Raw genomic sequence first — 16,193 nt, 5'->3', positions numbered from 1 at the left:
CCAGAGAGATATGACACGAAACGAAAGAGGACACATGCAGAAGCGATTCCTTCGCGGAGCGGCGCTCGTCGGCGCTGCCGCGATCGCCCTGACCGGCTGCGCGAGCACCGACGCGGCGGACGAGGCGCCCGAGGGCGCCACCGGCTCGGACCAGACCGACCTGACCGTCGGCGTCTTCAACGGCTGGCCCGAGGGCGAGGCCGTCTCCTACCTGTGGGAGGCCGTGCTCGAGGAGCAGGGCTACGACGTCACGCTCGAGTACGCCGACGCGGGCCCCGTCTGGGCTGCGGTCGGCAGCGGCAGCTACGACGTCAACTTCGACGCCTGGCTGCCGATGACCCACGCGGGCTACCTCGAGGAGTACGGCGACTCGATCGAGGACCTCGGCTCCTGGAACGACGACGCGGTGCTGACCTTCGCCGTCAACGAGGATGCGCCGATCCAGTCGATCGCCGAGCTCGCCGAGAACGCGGATGCGTTCGGCAACCGCATCGTCGGCATCGAACCGGGCGCCGGCCTCACGCAGGCGACCCAGAACGAGGTCATCCCGACCTACGGCCTCGAGGGCATGGAGTTCCAGACCTCCTCGACGCCCGCGATGCTCGCGGAGCTCAGCGGCGCGATCGAGTCGGGCGAGAACGTCGTCGTCACGCTCTGGCGCCCGCACTGGGCCTACGACGAGTTCGCCATCCGCGACCTCGAGGACCCGGAGGGCTCGCTCGGCGAGGCCGAGGGCATCCACACGATCGCCCGCACGGGCTTCGCTGAGGACTTCCCGCAGCTGACCGAGTGGTTCTCGGCGTTCGAGATGGACTCGGAGCTGCTGTTCTCGCTCGAGAACGCGATGTTCAACAGCGACGCCGACCCGAGCGACTACCCCGAGATCGTCGAGGCCTGGATCGACGAGAACCGCGAGTGGGTCGACACGCTCACGGCTCCCGCGGCCGAGTAGGCGCAACCCGCGCAGCACGAGGGCCCCGCATCCGGTGGATGCGGGGCCCTCGTGCGTGGATGCGGTCGTAGCCAGCGGGACCTCTGTGAGACGAGCAGCGGTGCGATCTCGATACGGCCGCTCCGCGGCCTACTCGACCAGCGAGGGGACGGCCGCGGCCTCCTCGACCTGCGGCGGGGTCAGTCGGCGGCGGCGACGTGCTCGAGCAGCAGGCGCTCGAAGCGCTCCGGGTCCTCGATGTGGGGAGAGTGGCCCGCGTCCTCGAAGACCTCCTCGCGGTACGCGCCGCCGTTGGCCGCATACTCGTCGAGCACCGCGCGGGTCTGCGCGATCATCGGCTGCGGCGGCGCCGCCTCCTCGCCGGGCCAGCCCGGCACGACGCCGTGCTTGCCGAGGGTGTTGAAGTCGAAGAACGACTCGTCGCCCACGATCGCGTCGTGCGCGCCGCGCACCCAGAGGATCGACGGCTTGCGCTCGAGATCGACGATGCCGGTGAGGTCCAGGTGCACCGCCGACATCGTGTTGAGCACCCCGCGCCCGCCGGCCGCGAAGCCGGGCCACGAGTCCGACGCGACGCCGTCGCCGGGCTGGTTCCCCTCCCCCGTCTTCGTCGACAGCATCGACTCGACCCAGAGGTCCTCGCGCCCGTCGGAGAAGCCCGGCGCGACGTAGCTCGAGCGGAAGACGCTCCGCGGGCTCGTCGGCTCGTCGTCGGTGGTGTCGCCGGCCGCGAGCCGCGCGATGAAGTCGGGGTTGGCGCCGAGGCCGCCCGTGCCCGCGCCGTCGGGCGTGCACAGCGAGCCGTCGAGCCGCGTGCCGAAGCCCTGCGGCGGCACGGGCGCGATGAGCGTCGCCGAGCGGATGAGCCCCGGCCGGTCGAGCATGAGCTGCATGACGACGCCGCCGCCCATCGACCAGCCGACGATGTGCACGTCGGTCAGGCCCAGCGCATCCAGCACGCTCGCGACGTCGTCGGCGAAGTCGCCGAGGCCCCGCGTGGCGTCGACCGGCAGCGTCTCGCTGTCGCCGTAGCCGCGCAGGTCGATCGCGACGGTCTCGCGCGGCAGCGCGAGCATGAGCGGCTGGAAGAACAGCGACGACGAGACGTTGCCGTGGATGAGCACGATCGGCGCGCCGACCGCGCCCTCGGGCGTGCGCCGGAGGACGGATGCGGTGAGCCGGTCGGTCGTGACGGCCTCCTGGACGATGCCGTCCAGCAGGGTGCTCACGCGAGGATCTCCGGCTCGGTCTTCTCGCGGACCTCCTCGAGCGTGACGCCCGGCGCGAGCTCGACGAGCCGCAGCCCCTCGGGCGTCACGTCGAGCACCGCGAGGTCGGTGATGATCCGGTCGACGACGGCCTTGCCGGTGAGCGGCAGCGAGCACGCGTTCACGATCTTCGCCGAGCCGTCCTTCGCGACGTGCTCCATGAGCACGATGACCTTCGCGGCGCCGTGCACGAGGTCCATCGCGCCGCCCGGGCCCTTCACCATCTTGCCGGGGATCATCCAGTTCGCGATGTCGCCCGATGCCGACACCTGCATCGCGCCGAGGATCGCGGCGTCGATCTTGCCGCCGCGGATCATCGCGAACGACGTCGCCGAGTCGAAGAACGACGTGCCCGGCAGGGTCGTGACGGTCTCCTTGCCGGCGTTGATGAGGTCGGGATCGACCTTGTCCTCGGTCGGGTACGGGCCGACGCCGAGGATGCCGTTCTCGCTCTGCAGCACGACGGTCACGTCGTCGGGCACGTAGTTCGGCACGAGCGTCGGCAGGCCGATGCCGAGGTTGACGTACATGCCGTCCTCGAGCTCCTTGGCTGCGCGCGCGGCCATCTCGTTGCGGGTCAGTGCCATCTCAGCTCTCCTCGTGCTCTCTACTGCTCGGAAACGGTGCGGCGCTCGATGCGCTTCTCGATGTCGGTGCCGACCTCGATGATCCGGTGCACGAACACGCCCGGCAGGTGCACCGCATCCGGGTCGATCTCGCCCGGCTCGACGAGCTCCTCGACCTGAGCGATGCAGATGCGGCCGGCCATGGCCGCGTTGGGCGAGAACTGGCGCGCGGCCTTGTTGAAGACGAGATTGCCGTGGCGGTCGCCGCGCAGCGCGTGCACGAGCGCGAAGTCGGTCGTGATGGCCTCCTCGAGCACGAACTCCTTGGGCTCGCCGTTCACCTCGAACGTCGCGGTGGGCTTGGGGGCGGATGCCTTGGCGACGGTGCCGTCGGCGTTGTAGCGCTGGGGCAGCCCGCCCTCCTGCACCTGGGTGCCGACGCCCGTGCGGGTGTAGAAGGCGGCGATGCCGCTGCCGCCGGCGCGGAGCTTCTCGGCGAGCGTGCCCTGCGGCGTGAGCTCGAGCTCGAGCTCGCCCGTGAGGTAGCGGCGCTCGAACTCCTTGTTCTCGCCCACGTAGGAGGAGGTCATCTTGTCGATCTGGCCGTTGCGCAGCAGGAGCCCGAGGCCCCAGTCGTCGACGCCGCAGTTGTTCGAGACCACCTTGAGGCCCGTGATGCCGCGATCCTCGATCGCCCGGATGAGCGCCATCGGGTTGCCCGAGAGGCCGAAGCCTCCCACGGCGAGGGTTGCCCCATCGGGGATGTCTGCGACCGCCTCCGCGGCGGACGCGTAGGTCTTGTCGATGGCCATCAGCGTGCCTCTCTCTCCGGTGCGCGATCCGTCGGGGGCGCGTCGGCACGGATGGCCGCATCGGCCACCGCGTCCACGCCGCGTCCCAGCAGGATCGTGTAGTGGTTCGTGTCCTCGACGTCGGTGACGGCGAGGGCGGGCAGGCGCGACGTCCACGTCGCGAGCCACTCGTCATCGTAGAGGCCGGGTGCTTCGTCGAACAGGCCGCGCGGGCTGCGCAGCAGCTCGATCGGCTGCGTGAGCGACTCGAGCGCCGCGGCGTAGCCGTCGCGGCCGTCGAGCTCGACGAGGTTCGCGACGACGGCGTCGGGGTTGGCCGAGGGCCGCAGCTGCCCGTCGATGCGCTGCAGGTCGTAGTCGACGTACTCCTCGATCTGCGGGTTCCAGTAGGGGCCGAAGGCCGGATGCTGGTGCCAGAAGTCGCGGTAGGCCTCGGCGCTCTCGAAGGTCATCCGCAGCCGGTCGATCGCCGGCCCGAGCACGTCCTCGGGCGCGAGCTCCGCGCCGGCCGGCGAGGGCCGCAGCGGCAGCCCGCCGTCGACGAGCACGAGCGCACGCACGAGCTCCGGGTGCGCGGCGGCGAGCCGCACGGCGACGTAGGCGCCCATCGAGTGGCCGACGACGATCGCGCTCGCGATGCCCTCGGCACGCATGGCGTCGGCGACGTCGTCGGCGTGCTGCGCGAGCCCGTACGGGCCGGGCAGGTCGCGCGAGCCGCCGCGGCCGCGCAGGTCGACGGCGAGCACGCGCGCATCGAGGCGCGACGCGAGCGACGAGAACGAGCGGTGGTTGGCCGTGATCCCGTGGATGGCGACGACGGGCGTGCCCGCCGCATCCGCACCCCACACGGTGCCGGTGAGCGAGCCTCCCGCGACGACGAACGCGCGCGCCGCCTCGCGAGCGGGCGCGGCATGCTCGGTCATCGGGCGCTCCATCCGCCGTCCATGACGTACGAGGTGCCCGTGACCATGCCGGCGTGGGGGCCGGCGAGCCACGTGGCGAGCGAGGCGACCTCCTCGGGCTCGACGAGGCGCTTGATGGCCGCCTCGGTGAGCATGACCTTCTCGAGCACCTCGCTCTCGGGGATGCCGTGGGTCTTCGCCTGGTCGGCGATCTGCTGCTCGACGAGCGCCGTCTTCACGTAGCCGGGGTTGATGCAGTTCGAGGTGACGCCGTGCGGGGCGCCCTCGAGCGCCGTGACCTTCGAGAGCCCCTCGAGCCCGTGCTTCGCGGCGACGTACGCCGACTTGAAGGCGGATGCCCGGAGGCCGTGCACGCTCGAGAGGTTGAGGATGCGCCCGAAGCCGCGCTCGTACATGCCGGGCAGCGCCGCGCGGATGAGCAGGAACGGCGCCTCGAGCATGAGCGTGTGGATGCGGCGCCACATCTCGGGCTCGTACTCGTGGATGGGGGCGACGCGCTGGATGCCAGCATTGTTGACGAGGATGTCGGCGCGCAGCTCGAGTGACTCGAGCGCGGCGACGTCGGTCAGGTCGACCTGCCAGGCCTCGCCGCCCAGCTCGGCGGCGAGCGCCTCGGCGGCGTCGCCGTCGCGGTCGGCGATGACGACCTCGGCGCCCTCCGCCGCGAAGGAGCGAGCGATCGCGGCGCCGATGCCGGCGCCGCCTCCGGTGATGACGGCCCTGCGGCCGGAGAGCGTGCTCATGGTTCCTCCTTCGTCGGCGTCGCGATCGCGACGGGCTGGGCGGCCGCCGGGTGGGCGGCGACAGTGGTGGCGGACGCGGCAACCGCGAGGCCGGGGGATGCAGGGGCTGCGGCGGGCGTGCCGAGCGCGCGCTGCACGAACGCGACCATCTCGTCGAACACGTGCTCGGGCACGGGCGTCGCGCCGGTGCCGTAGGGGCCCGCATCGCCCGTGGGCCAGAGCACGTAGCGCATGCCGATCATCTCGCCGACGCCCATGAGCGCCCACGCGGCGACCTCGGGGTCGACGTCGCCGATCTCGCCCGCGGCCTTCGCGCGCGTGAGGCCCTCGATGTAGCCCTCGACGATGCGCTCGTAGTGGTTGCGCATCGCGCCCGGAGCGACGTACTCGGCCTCCCGCACGACGCGGTAGAGCGCGGGGTGCTCGGCGGTGAAGGCGAAGAAGCCGCGGAAGCCCTCGCGCTCGGCCTCGGCGCGGTTCGTGCCGCGTGCCGCGCCGTCGCTCATCGCCTTCCGCACGCGCCGGTTGAGGTCCTCGACGAGCTGCTCGAAGAGGTCGAGCTTCGACGAGAAGTAGAGGTAGAACGTGCCCTGCGCGACGTGCGCGCGATCGGTGATGCGCGAGATCGACGCAGCCTGGTAGCCCTGCTCGGCGAAGATCGCCTCGGCGGCCGCGAGCAGCTTGGCCTTCGTCTGCTCGCCCCGCTTGGTCCTCGGCTCGGCGGTCATGCGCGCGCCCCTTCCCCCGCGTGCGCGGCTGTCAGCGCCCGCCGCAGCGGCTTGCCGCTCGTCGTGCGCGGGATGCTCTCGACGAACATGTACTGCTTGGGGTGCTTGAAGTCGGCGATGCGGCCGTCGAGGTGCGCGCGCAGCGCCCGCTCGTCGACCGGCTCGGCGAGCACGAGCCATGCGACGAGCTCCTCGCCCCAGCGCTCGCTCGGCACGCCCGCGACGGCGGCGTCGGCGACGGCCGGGTGCTCGAGCAGCGCGAGCTCGACCTCGATCGGCGCGATCGACTCGGCGCCCGAGCGCACGATGTCCTTCACGCGATCGACGATGCGGATGCGGCCGGCCGCGTCGCGCGAGACGAGGTCGCCCGTGCGCAGCCACGGCCCGTGGTGCGCGGCGGCGGTCGCCTCGGGGTCGCGGAAGTAGCCCTGGAAGACGGTGGGCCCGTGCACGAGCAGCTCGCCCACGCCGGGTCCGTGCTCGACGCGGCCGTCGACGAGCAGCGCGAGGTCGACGTGCGGGTAGGCGCGGCCGGCGGTGCCCGCGTCGCTCTCGTCGTAGCAGATCGCGACGTTGGGCGAGGCCTCGGTGAGGCCGTAGCCCTGCTGCACGCGCACGCCGCGCTGCGCGAGCAGCTCGGTCGCGCGCGGGTCGAGCATGCCGCCGCCGACGATGGCGGTGCGGATGCTCGAGAGGTCGCGCGCGGCGAAGTCGGGGTGCTGGATGAGCGCGCGGTAGGTCGTCGGCACGCCCATGGTCGCCGTGATGCGGTGCCGCTCGATGAGCGCGAGCGCGCGCCCCGCGTCGAAGGTGCGCTCGAGCACCACGCGCGCGCCCACCCACCACGCGAGGAGCGGCTGGATGTTCCAGCCGGCGACGTGGTGCTGCGGGAGCACCTGCAGCACGACGTCCTCGGGGGTGAGCGGCGTCGCGCGCGAGAGCGCGAGGTTGTTCCAGGCGCAGTTCGCGTGCGTGAGCACGACCGCCTTCGGCTCGCTCGTCGTGCCCGACGTGAAGAGCATGAGGAGGCCGTCGTCGTCGGCCGGGGTGCCGTGCCCGAGCGGCACCGATGCATCCGGCACATGCGCCTCGGCGCCGGCGGCGCCGAGCGACGTCACGGGGATGCCGGGGCCGCCCAGGCGCTCGAGCGCGGCCTCGGCGACCGGCAGGTGGTCGTCCTCGACGAGCAGGAGCGACGGGTCGGCGATCGTGAGCTGCGCGGCGAGCTCGCCCGCCGTCAGCCGCCACGACAGCGGCACGAGCATCGCCCCGGCCTTCGCGCACGCGAACAGCAGCACGACCTGGTCGGCGGTCGAGCCGGTGACGGTCGCGATGCGGGCGCCGCGCCCGTGCCCCGCCTCGCCGAGCGCGTGCGCGAGCGCGGTGGCGCGCGCCTCGAGCTCGCCGTAGGAGACGACGACGCCGCGGTCGACGATCGCGGGTCGCGACGGATCCGTCGCTGCGCGGTCGCTCGTCCAGCGGCCGAGCGTCAGCGGCCCCGCCGCCGGCCCGCCCTGCGTCATCGCCTCGGGTGCCATCGGTCTAGGCTTCCACGTCCTGCAGCACTTCGGGCGCCTTGGCGTCGCGCTTGCCGCCCGCGCGCCGCGTGAGGCGGTGCGTGATGCCGACGATGCCGCCCGGGGCGAACATCACCACGAGGACGAAGAGCATGCCGAGGATGAACAGCGGCTCCGAGAGCGGGATGCGCAGCACCGCCGGCAGGTCGGCGATCCACGAGCTCGACGCGAGGGCCGCGAGGCGCTGGTCGAGGATCGTGTAGACGATGCCGCCGACGATCGCGCCCCAGCGGTAGCCGACGCCGCCGAGCACGACGATCACGAGGAGCGTCAGGGTGAAGTCGGCCGTCGAGATGCGCGGCGTCGCGCTCGACTGCAGCAGCATGAAGCCCATCCCGGCGACGGCCGCGAGCACCGCGGCGGCTCCGAAGACGAACAGCCGCACGTGGTACGGCCGCAGCCCCAGCACGGTGACGCGCAGCTCGTTCTCGCGCGCCGCGACGACGACGTGGCCGAGGCGCGAGCGCTCGACCCAGAGCGAGGCGAGGTAGACGAGCACGAGGATGGCGAGCGCCATCCAGTAGAGGTTGCGGGTGTTCACGACCCCCACGAGCGCGTCGGGCACCATCGAGACGGTCAGGGTGACGCCCTCCTCGCCGCCCGTGAGGCCGCCGGTGTTGCGGCGGATCATCACGTTCGCGGCCTGCGCGAACGCGAGCGTCACCATCGCGAACGAGATGCCGGTGACCCGCAGGGCGAGCGCCCCGACGAGGTTGCCGAGCACGAGCGCGATGACGAGGGTGATGACGATCGCGAGCAGGAAGACCGCCTCGCTCGGCATGCCCGAGGGCGCGAGCAGCTTCAGCAGGATGCCGAGCCCGTACGCGCCCGCGGCGAAGAACATCGCGTGGCCGAACGACAGCATCCCGGCGACGCCGAAGATGAGGTGGTAGCTGAGCGCGAGGGCGGCGATGAGCATCGCGTAGGCCATCACCGACAGTGCGCCCGGCGTGTAGGTGGGGCCGGGCAGGACCCCGGGGATCGTGATGTTCAGCAGCGGCAGCAGGGCCGCGACGACGATCGCGGCGCCGACGGCGAGCTTGCCCCAGACGGACGAGAAGAAGGTGCGCATCGTCATCTCCTAGTGCTTGACCTTGCCCATGAGGCCGGTCGGTCGGACGAGCACGACCACCGCGAGCGCGAGCACGATCGCGAGATCGCCGATGCCCCAGTAGTAGTTCGCGAACTGCTGGATCACGGCCACGAGCACGGATGCGATCGCGGCGCCCGAGAGGGAGCCGAGGCCGCCGATGACGGTGACGATGAACGCGTAGATGAGCAGCGACGTGCCCTGGTGGGGCGAGACGGTGCCGAAGTAGACGGAGGCGAGCACGCCGCCGAGGCCGGCCGCGGCACCGCCGATCGCGAAGACGATCGTGAAGGCGCGGCGCACGTCGATGCCGAGCGCCGTCACCATCGTGCGGTTCTCGACGCCGGCGCGGATGACGAGGCCGTAGCTCGTCTTCTGCAGGAACAGCACGATGAGCACGAGCACGAGCACGGCCGCGCCGATGAGCAGCCAGCGGTCGTTCGGCACGTGCGTGCCGAGCACCTCGGTCGTCTGCCCGAGCCACTCGGGGAGGCGGATCTGGATGGGGTCGCTGCCCCAGATGCCCTCGAAGAGCGCGACGGTCGCGAGGCCGAGGCCGACGGTCACGAGCACCTGTTCGATGTGCCGGTTGTAGAGCCTGCGGATGAAGACGAGCTCGGTGATGGCGGCGACGAGCGCGCCGACGACGAGGCCGACGAGCATGCCGGCGATGAGCCCGGGCCACGAGCCGTCGCCGATGCGGCGGCTCACCTCCCAGCCGAGGAAGCCGGCGAGGGTGAGGAACGAGCCGTGCGCGAAGTTCAGCACGCCCATGAGGCCGTAGATGAGCGAGAGCCCGCTCGCGACGAGGAAGTAGAGCGCACCCAGGCCGACGCCGGTGATGAGCAGGAGCAGGATGGTGCTCATGCGGCCTCCTGGTCGGTCGAGACGCCGAGGTGGCGGTGCACCAGGTCGGAGTCGAGGAACTCCGCGGCCGGGCCCGTGTGGACCACCCGGCCGCCGGAGAGGACGATGACGGTGTGCGCGAGGGCGCGCACGACCTGCAGGTTCTGCTCGACGAGCAGCATGGGCGTGCGCTCAGCGGCGGCCTCGAGGGCCTTCGTGACCGTGCCGACGATGAGCGGCGCGAGGCCCTTCGTCGGCTCGTCGACGAGCAGCAGCTTGTTGTCGTTCATGAGCGCGCGGGAGAGCGAGACCATCTGCTGCTGGCCGCCCGAGAGGGTGCCGGCCTGCTGCTTGGCGCGCTGGATGAGCTCGGGGAAGAGGTCGCCGACGATCGCGCGGTTGGGCGCGCCGCCGCGCTCGGCGAGGCGCAGGTTCTCCTCGACGGTGAGCTGGCCGAAGACCTCGCGATCCTCGGGCACGTAGGCGATGCCCCGCTGCACGACGCGGTGCGTCATGAGCCGGTCGATGCGCTCGCCGTCGAAGGTGATCTCGCCGGTGCGCTCGTAGAGGCCGAGGAGCGCCTTGATGGTCGACGACTTGCCGACGCCGTTGCGGCCGAGGAGCGCGGTGACGCCCGTCGCGGCGACGTCGAAGGAGACGTCCTCGACGACCTGCTGGCCGGCGATCCGCGCATGGAGGCCGCGGACGGTCAGGATGGCGGTCATACGGTCTCCCCCAGGTAGGCCTTCTGGACGTCGGGATCGGCCATGACGGCCTTCGGGGTGTCGATCGCGAGGAGCTCGCCGTGGTGCATCACCGCGACGCGGTCGACGAGGCCGAGCAGCACCTCCATGTGGTGCTCGACCATCAGTACGGTGCGGCCGGACTCGTGGAGGCGGCGGATGACCTCGACGAGGCCCGCGACGTCGCCGGAGCCGACGCCGGCCATCGGCTCGTCGAGCAGCACGACCCGCGGCTCGGTCGCGAGCAGCATCGCGATCTCGAGCTTGCGCTTGTCGCCGTGCGAGAGCACGCCCGCCTCGGTCTGCGCGTGGTGCGCGAGGTCGACCTCGGCGAGGCAGCGCGCGGCCACCTCGTGCGCCTCGTCGGCGGCTCGGGGGAACAGCCACGGGCTGACCGCTCCCCCGAGCTTCGCCTGCGCCGCCTGCCGGACGTTCTCGGTCGCGGTGAGGCCGGCGAAGACGCTCGAGGTCTGGAAGGTGCGGCCGAGACCGACCCGCGCCCGCTGGTAGACCTTGCGGCTGGTGACGTCGTCGCCCTGGAGCAGCACGCGGCCGCCCGTGGGGATCATGACGCCGGAGATGATGTTGAACAGCGTCGTCTTGCCGGCGCCGTTGGGGCCGATGACCCCGACCATCTCTCCAGTCGCGACCTCGAACGAGACGTCGTGCAGGATGCGCGCGCCTCCGATCTGCAGGTCGACGGAGTCCAGGACGAGCGCGGGTCGGTCTGCCATCACTCGCCCGCGACCGGCGGTGCGACCGCCTCGGCGTCGGCGACCTCGATGAGCTCGGGCACCCAGGTGCCGCCGTCATCGACCAGGGAGACCTGGAACATCGGCTGGATGAGCGCGTGGTCCTCGGGGCGGATGGTCATCTCGCCCTTGACCGACTCGAAGGTCCAGCCCTCGAGCGCGCCGATCATCGCGTCGACGTCGCCCTTGCCCTCGGTGATCGCGTGCACGAGCATCTGCGCACCCGCGAAGCCGTCGACCGTGAACAGGTCGGCCTCGTGGCCGTGCTCCTCGAGGTAGGCGTCCATCGCCTGCGCCGCCTCGTTGTCGGTCGCGCCCGGGAAGTAGTGGTTGAGGAACTGGATGTCGGCCGAGCCCGGGCCGTAGGCCTGGTACGACGCGCGGTCGGCGAGGCCGGTGACGACGGTCGTCGACTCGAGCACCTGCTGCTGCGCGAGCGCCTCCCACATCGCACCGGTCGTGGCGCCTGCCCAGGCGACGAACACCATGTCGGGGCTCGCGCCGGAGATCTGCTGCGCGAACGGCGTGAACTCCGTCGCGTCCTCGGGCACGAGGATCGGCGTGACCTCGGCGCCCTCGGCGCCGAGGACGGCCTCGACCGAGGCGACGTTGCCCTGGCCGAACGCGTTGTCCTGGCCGAAGACGACGATGTTCGAGCCCTCGACCGAGTCGAGGAACGTCGCGGCGGTCGCGACGTCCTGCAGCGTCTGGCGACCCGAGCGGAACGTCTGGTCGTTGATGCCGGTGATGGCGTCGGCGGCGGCGGGACCCGAGAGGAACAGCACGTTGTTCTGCGCTGCCTGCTCGGCGACCGCGAGCGCGACGCCCGAGGCCGCGGAGCCGCCGATGACCTGGTAGCCCTGGCCGATGACGTCCTTCGCCAGGTTGACCGCCGTGTCGGGGTTGCCCTGGTCGTCGAGCCAGTCGATCTTCAGCTCGACGCCGTCGATCTCGCCGGTGCCGTCGGTCGCGTAGTCGAGCCCGGCCTCGAAGCCCTGCTGGTAGCTGGCGCCGTAGGCGGCGAGCGGGCCGGTGATCGACGTGATCATGCCGACGCTGACGGCGACCGACTCGGTGCCGTCGGCGCCTTCGGTGGCGTCGGGCGTCGCGGTGGTCGGCGCGCACGCCGTGAGCGCGAGCGCGGCGATGGCGACGCCCACTCCCGCGAACTTCGTTGTCCTGCGCATGAGTTGCCTTTCGAGCGGTGCGAGCCCCCTCGGGCGCAGCTCGGCTGGGCGAGCACTCCCTCGTGCGGCTTCACGGTTCCCAATGACCTGACAGGTGGTTCAGGTTTCAGGTTCCAGCATGGAGGGGCTCGCCTGCGCTGTCAAACCGGCGACGCCTCCGTGACCGGATCGTGATGTACCGCGCAGCGTGCCCGCCGGGCATCCGCCGGCGGGCACGCTGCTCGGGCGCGAACGCGGGGGCTCAGGCCCAGCGGCTCGCGAGCCGGTCGTAGCTCGCCTCGACGCCCGCATCCATGCCGCTCGCGTAGACCCCGTCGCGCGACTCCTTCGAGTCGTAGACGGTGACCGTGCGCAGCGTCGTGATGCCGTCGTGCTCGGTGAGCGTGACGGTGTTCGTGGTGGGCGGGAACTCCATGCCCTGCATCGCGGAGCCGCCCATCGTCTCGGTCGTGACGAGGCGGTGCGGCGCATCGACCTCGAGCACGTCGCCCGAGATGGAGAGGTCGCCGTCGCGGTCCACCCACTCCCAGTGGAAGCTGCCGCCCTCGCGCACGTCCATCTCGCACCGGGTGAACTCGGTCTCGGGGTTCGGCCCGAGCATCCACGTGCGCACGACCTCGGGGTCGGTGTGGGCCTTCCAGACCTCGGCCGCCGGTGCGGCGAAGTCGCGCTCGTACGCGATCGAGGTGTCGTCGGGCAGGCTGAATCGGGTCTTCATGATCATTCCTTCGTGGGGGTGCCGGATGCGTCCGGCCGGGTTCCCGACGTGAGGTGCGCCTCGAGGCGGTCGAGTCGGGCGTCGACGTCGACCTCGAACCGGCTGACGAAGACGGCGGCGCGGATGAGCGGCGCCAGCTCGATCAGCCGGTGGATGCGCTGCGCATCGCGCTCGGCCCGCACGAGCCCGGCCTCCCCCAGCACCTTGAGGTGCTTCGAGACGGCGGGCTGGCTGAGCCCGGCGAGCGCGGTGAGCTCGGTGACGGTGGCCGGGCCGGAGCGCAGCCGCAGCAGGATGCGACGGCGCGTGCGATCCGAGAGCGCGGCGAAGATGCGGTCGAGCGCCTCGTCGTCGAGATCCTCGCGCATATTCATCACCACCTGGTTCTATAACTGATCGGCAATCTAACCCGCGCGTGGGATGAGGTCAACCCCTCCTCCGCGATCAGGGCTGCGGATGCGGGGGCCCGGCCGGGCGCGGACGCGCGGCCCAGCCGGCGGCTGCGTCGGCAGCGCGCGCCACGAGGCGCTCGAGCGGGCCCTTCGACCGCGTCGCCGCCAGCAGCGCCCCGATCGCGAGCGCGACGGCGACCTGCAGCGCCCAGCCGACCCATCCGGTCACGACCTCGGCAGCGACGGGCTCGACGGTGACGAGCAGCAGCGACACCAGGATCACGTGCACGACGTAAATGGTCAGCGGTGCGGCGCCGGCCGCCCGGATCGGCTCGAGCGCGCGCAGCGCGCGGGGCCGGAGCGCCGCAGTCGCGAGGCCGAGCACCGCGATGACGAGGAGCGCGATGCCGACCGTGCGCGCGATGTCGGCGGGGGTGCCGCTGTGCGGGGTCGAGAGCAGCTGCCACACGGGCTCGTCGCCCTGGGCCGCGCCATAGCCGTTCTCGAGCGCGAGGTCGCGGGCGACGGAGAGCGGACCGGCGAGGTCGCCGTCGACGATCCGCAGCGCCGCCTCGGTCGCGACGAGCGCCGCCGCGAGCAGCGCCGCGCCCAGCGCGCCGATCGCCGCGAGCGCGACCCGCTCGCCGCCCGCGGCGCGCGCCGTCAGCAGGCCCCGGGCGACGACCATGCCGATCGCGAGGTAGCCGACCCAGACGAGCGCCGGGTAGACGCCCGTGAGCAGCACGTCGAGCGCCGTCGCGAGCGGCTCGCCGAGGAGGGTCGCGAGCGAGTGCGTGCCGGCGTCGTCGAGCCCGGGGAGCGCCTCGCGCGACACCACGACGAGCCAGCCGCCCGCACCGGCGATCGCGACCGCGACGGCCGCCAGCAGCCAGGTGGGCAGGAGCACGAGCGCCGCCGCCGCCGCGATCGCCACACCGAAGGGCACGAGCACGACGTAGACGGCGGGCGCGAAGGGGATGACGACGAGCCCGAGCGCCGCCACGAGCAGCCCTCGCATGAGGGTCGAGCGCACCGCTCCCCCGCGGTCCCCTGCCAGGAGCCGCGCGCGCGCCGCGAGCACGACGCTCACGCCGCCGAGCACCGCGAAGAGCGTCGACGGCGGCCCGTCGATGAGTGCGACGACCGCTGCCGGCGCGGGCTCGTCCCAGCCGAGCGTGTGCGCGGCCATCATGCCGACGATGGCGACGAGGCGCGCGAGGTCGATGCCGACCAGCCGGCCCGCCGTGTCCCCGGTGACGTCGGCAGGCGGACGCGCGGAGGCGCTCATCCCACCATGGTGCCCGATCCCGCCGCCTGCCGCTCGACGAACGTCGCGAGCCGCTCGTGCATGCGCGCGGTCGCCCAGCGCGCCGCGAGCGCGCGATCGCGGATCCTGCGATCCGGGCACGTGTTGCGCGTGCGGATGGTCGTGACGCCGTCGAACTCGAACAGCCGGTCGACGCTCGTGAGGATGACGGGACCGCCCTCGTACCGCAGCGCCTGCACGAGCGTCGTGGGCGCATCCATCCGCACGAGGTCGATGACGACCCGGTGCGTGCTGAACAGCAGCGGCGTGCGCCACGACATCGACCCGCCGGGACGCACGTCGAAGCGCATCTCGGCCGCCCGCGCCGGCTCGTGCATCCACTGCAGGATGTGCGCGGGCTCGGTCAGCGCGCGCCACACCACGCCGATCGGCGCGCGCAGCTGCGTCTCGTACTCGAAGCTCACGTCGTCGGGCAGCGACACCGGCCCGAGCGCGGGACGGCGCCCGCCCGCGCCGCGCTCGGCGAGCGCGTCGATCCCCGCCTCGATCGCCCCTCTGCCGCCGCGCATCGCCGCGCTGACGACGATCACGCCGACACCGGTGCTGGTCACCCAGCCGGCCCAGCCCTCGAGCCACGGTGCCAGCTCCCCGACCTCGATCGTCGCCGTCCGCAGCACCGCGGCGACCGACCACATCGTGATCGTCGCGTTCCCGAAGCTGCGCGGGATGTCGGCCCACGCGAGGGCGCTGCCCCGCAGCGCTCCCGCCAGCAGGCCCACGCTGCCGAGCGCCAAGAGCGCGAGGCCCACCATGCGGGCGAGCTCGACCGCCGAGGCCGAGTAGGGCTCGGCGAGCAGCTGCAGCTCGACGGTGTGCGGCACGAGCGCCGACCACAGGCCGAGCAGCATCTCGAGCGCCGCGGGCGAGAGCGCCGCATCCAGGTCGCCGCGCAGCCACGCCTCGGTGAGCTGGTCGATCGCGACCGCGAGCGCGAGCAGGGCTGCGCCCACCACGGCGGCGCCGGCGAGCAGGCTCCGCTCGCGCTCGCCCTCGCGCGCGGCGAGCAGCCGTCCGACCGCGACGCCCAGCAGCACCCCGCCGAGCAGCGCGATCGCGGGATGCATGCCGGTGAGGGCGACGTCGGCGACGGTGGCGTACGGCTCGCGCACCAGCGTGGTGATGGAGTGCGTGTGCTCGAGCGTCGGCAGCACCGCGCGGGCCGCCGCGATGCACCAGCCCGCGCCGAGCAGCACCCCTGTCGCGAGCGCGCCGACCGCCCACGTCGGCAGCAGGAGCGCGACGGATGCGGTGGCGACCGCCGCGCCGAGCGGCACGAGGAAGCCCCACACCCAGAAGGTCGCGGTGCCGAGCACGAGCCCGAGCGCGGCGAGCAGCATGCCGCGCAGCATCATGGCGCGCACCGCGCCGCCCGCGTCGCCGCGCGCGAGCCTGCGCTCCGCCGCGAGCACGGCGTCGACGCCCAGCACGACCGCGAGCAGCAGCACGGGCGGCCCGTCGACGACCCAGGCGAGCCATTCCGGCTCGCCCTCGGCCACGACCATCCCGATGAGCCCGAGCAGCGCGACGAAGCGCGCGAGATCGGCGCCCAGGTGCCGACCGCCGCTCATG

General features: G+C 72.5%; 17 protein-coding genes. 1 reads left to right on the top strand and 16 read right to left on the bottom strand.

What is annotated here, in order from left to right; all coding sequences use genetic code 11:
- Positions 1-34 precede the first annotated feature (34 nt).
- Positions 35-952, top strand: coding sequence for a glycine betaine ABC transporter substrate-binding protein (locus BLT67_RS11140; RefSeq protein WP_092667083.1), 918 nt, complete (start codon positions 35-37; stop codon positions 950-952).
- A gap of 179 nt (positions 953-1,131) precedes the next feature.
- On the opposite strand, the gene BLT67_RS11135 is transcribed toward BLT67_RS11140, so the two are convergent.
- The 16 genes from BLT67_RS11135 to BLT67_RS11060 all read right to left on the bottom strand — a co-directional run bounded on the left by BLT67_RS11135 (position 1,132) and on the right by BLT67_RS11060 (position 16,192).
- Positions 1,132-2,181 (bottom strand): alpha/beta hydrolase, encoded by a 1,050-nt coding sequence (locus BLT67_RS11135; RefSeq protein WP_092667082.1) that lies wholly within the window; start codon positions 2,179-2,181, stop codon positions 1,132-1,134.
- Positions 2,178-2,807 (bottom strand): CoA transferase subunit B, encoded by a 630-nt coding sequence (locus BLT67_RS11130; RefSeq protein ID WP_092667081.1) that lies wholly within the window; start codon positions 2,805-2,807, stop codon positions 2,178-2,180. The genes BLT67_RS11135 and BLT67_RS11130 overlap by 4 nt, the downstream gene beginning before the upstream one ends.
- Positions 2,808-2,827: 20 nt before the next feature.
- Entirely contained in the window at positions 2,828-3,598 is a 771-nt protein-coding gene (locus BLT67_RS11125) for a CoA transferase subunit A (RefSeq protein ID WP_092667080.1), read from the bottom strand.
- A complete protein-coding gene (locus tag BLT67_RS11120; protein ID WP_092667640.1) occupies positions 3,598-4,521 on the bottom strand; it encodes an alpha/beta hydrolase in 924 nt (307 codons plus the stop codon). The genes BLT67_RS11125 and BLT67_RS11120 overlap by 1 nt, the downstream gene beginning before the upstream one ends.
- Entirely contained in the window at positions 4,518-5,264 is a 747-nt protein-coding gene (locus BLT67_RS11115) for a 3-hydroxybutyrate dehydrogenase (protein ID WP_092667079.1), read from the bottom strand. The genes BLT67_RS11120 and BLT67_RS11115 overlap by 4 nt, the downstream gene beginning before the upstream one ends.
- Positions 5,261-5,992 (bottom strand): TetR/AcrR family transcriptional regulator, encoded by a 732-nt coding sequence (locus BLT67_RS11110; RefSeq protein WP_092667078.1) that lies wholly within the window; start codon positions 5,990-5,992, stop codon positions 5,261-5,263. Before BLT67_RS11110 ends, BLT67_RS11115 begins: the two co-directional genes overlap by 4 nt.
- Positions 5,989-7,530 carry a class I adenylate-forming enzyme family protein gene (locus tag BLT67_RS11105; RefSeq protein WP_231945481.1) on the bottom strand — a complete coding sequence of 514 codons (1,542 nt, stop codon included), beginning with the start codon at positions 7,528-7,530 and terminating at the stop codon, positions 5,989-5,991. The genes BLT67_RS11110 and BLT67_RS11105 overlap by 4 nt, the downstream gene beginning before the upstream one ends.
- A gap of 4 nt (positions 7,531-7,534) precedes the next feature.
- A complete protein-coding gene (locus BLT67_RS11100; RefSeq protein ID WP_231945480.1) occupies positions 7,535-8,641 on the bottom strand; it encodes a branched-chain amino acid ABC transporter permease in 1,107 nt (368 codons plus the stop codon).
- A gap of 9 nt (positions 8,642-8,650) precedes the next feature.
- A complete protein-coding gene (locus BLT67_RS11095) occupies positions 8,651-9,526 on the bottom strand; it encodes a branched-chain amino acid ABC transporter permease (RefSeq protein WP_092667076.1) in 876 nt (291 codons plus the stop codon).
- A complete protein-coding gene (locus tag BLT67_RS11090) occupies positions 9,523-10,230 on the bottom strand; it encodes an ABC transporter ATP-binding protein (RefSeq protein ID WP_092667075.1) in 708 nt (235 codons plus the stop codon). Before BLT67_RS11090 ends, BLT67_RS11095 begins: the two co-directional genes overlap by 4 nt.
- Positions 10,227-10,982 (bottom strand): ABC transporter ATP-binding protein, encoded by a 756-nt coding sequence (locus BLT67_RS11085; protein ID WP_092667074.1) that lies wholly within the window; start codon positions 10,980-10,982, stop codon positions 10,227-10,229. Before BLT67_RS11085 ends, BLT67_RS11090 begins: the two co-directional genes overlap by 4 nt.
- On the bottom strand, positions 10,982-12,187 hold the full coding sequence (locus BLT67_RS11080; RefSeq protein WP_092667073.1) for a substrate-binding domain-containing protein: 1,206 nt from the start codon (positions 12,185-12,187) through the stop codon (positions 10,982-10,984). The genes BLT67_RS11085 and BLT67_RS11080 overlap by 1 nt, the downstream gene beginning before the upstream one ends.
- A gap of 241 nt (positions 12,188-12,428) precedes the next feature.
- Positions 12,429-12,905, bottom strand: a complete 477-nt coding sequence (locus BLT67_RS11075; protein ID WP_157674340.1) for an SRPBCC domain-containing protein — start codon at positions 12,903-12,905, stop codon at positions 12,429-12,431.
- A gap of 2 nt (positions 12,906-12,907) precedes the next feature.
- A complete protein-coding gene (locus tag BLT67_RS11070) occupies positions 12,908-13,279 on the bottom strand; it encodes an ArsR/SmtB family transcription factor (RefSeq protein ID WP_197674417.1) in 372 nt (123 codons plus the stop codon).
- A 70-nt stretch (positions 13,280-13,349) separates the two neighbouring features.
- Positions 13,350-14,585, bottom strand: a complete 1,236-nt coding sequence (locus tag BLT67_RS11065; protein ID WP_092667070.1) for a hypothetical protein — start codon at positions 14,583-14,585, stop codon at positions 13,350-13,352.
- Complete coding sequence (locus BLT67_RS11060; RefSeq protein ID WP_092667069.1) at positions 14,582-16,192, bottom strand: SRPBCC family protein; 1,611 nt, start codon at positions 16,190-16,192, stop codon at positions 14,582-14,584. Before BLT67_RS11060 ends, BLT67_RS11065 begins: the two co-directional genes overlap by 4 nt.
- Position 16,193 lies beyond the last annotated feature (1 nt).

Origin of the sequence: Agrococcus carbonis, assembly GCF_900104705.1 — a bacterium.
GTDB lineage: Bacteria > Actinomycetota > Actinomycetes > Actinomycetales > Microbacteriaceae > Agrococcus > Agrococcus carbonis.
The sequence above is the reverse complement of the archived record's forward strand: the minus strand, read 5'-3'. Positions and strand labels throughout refer to the sequence as shown.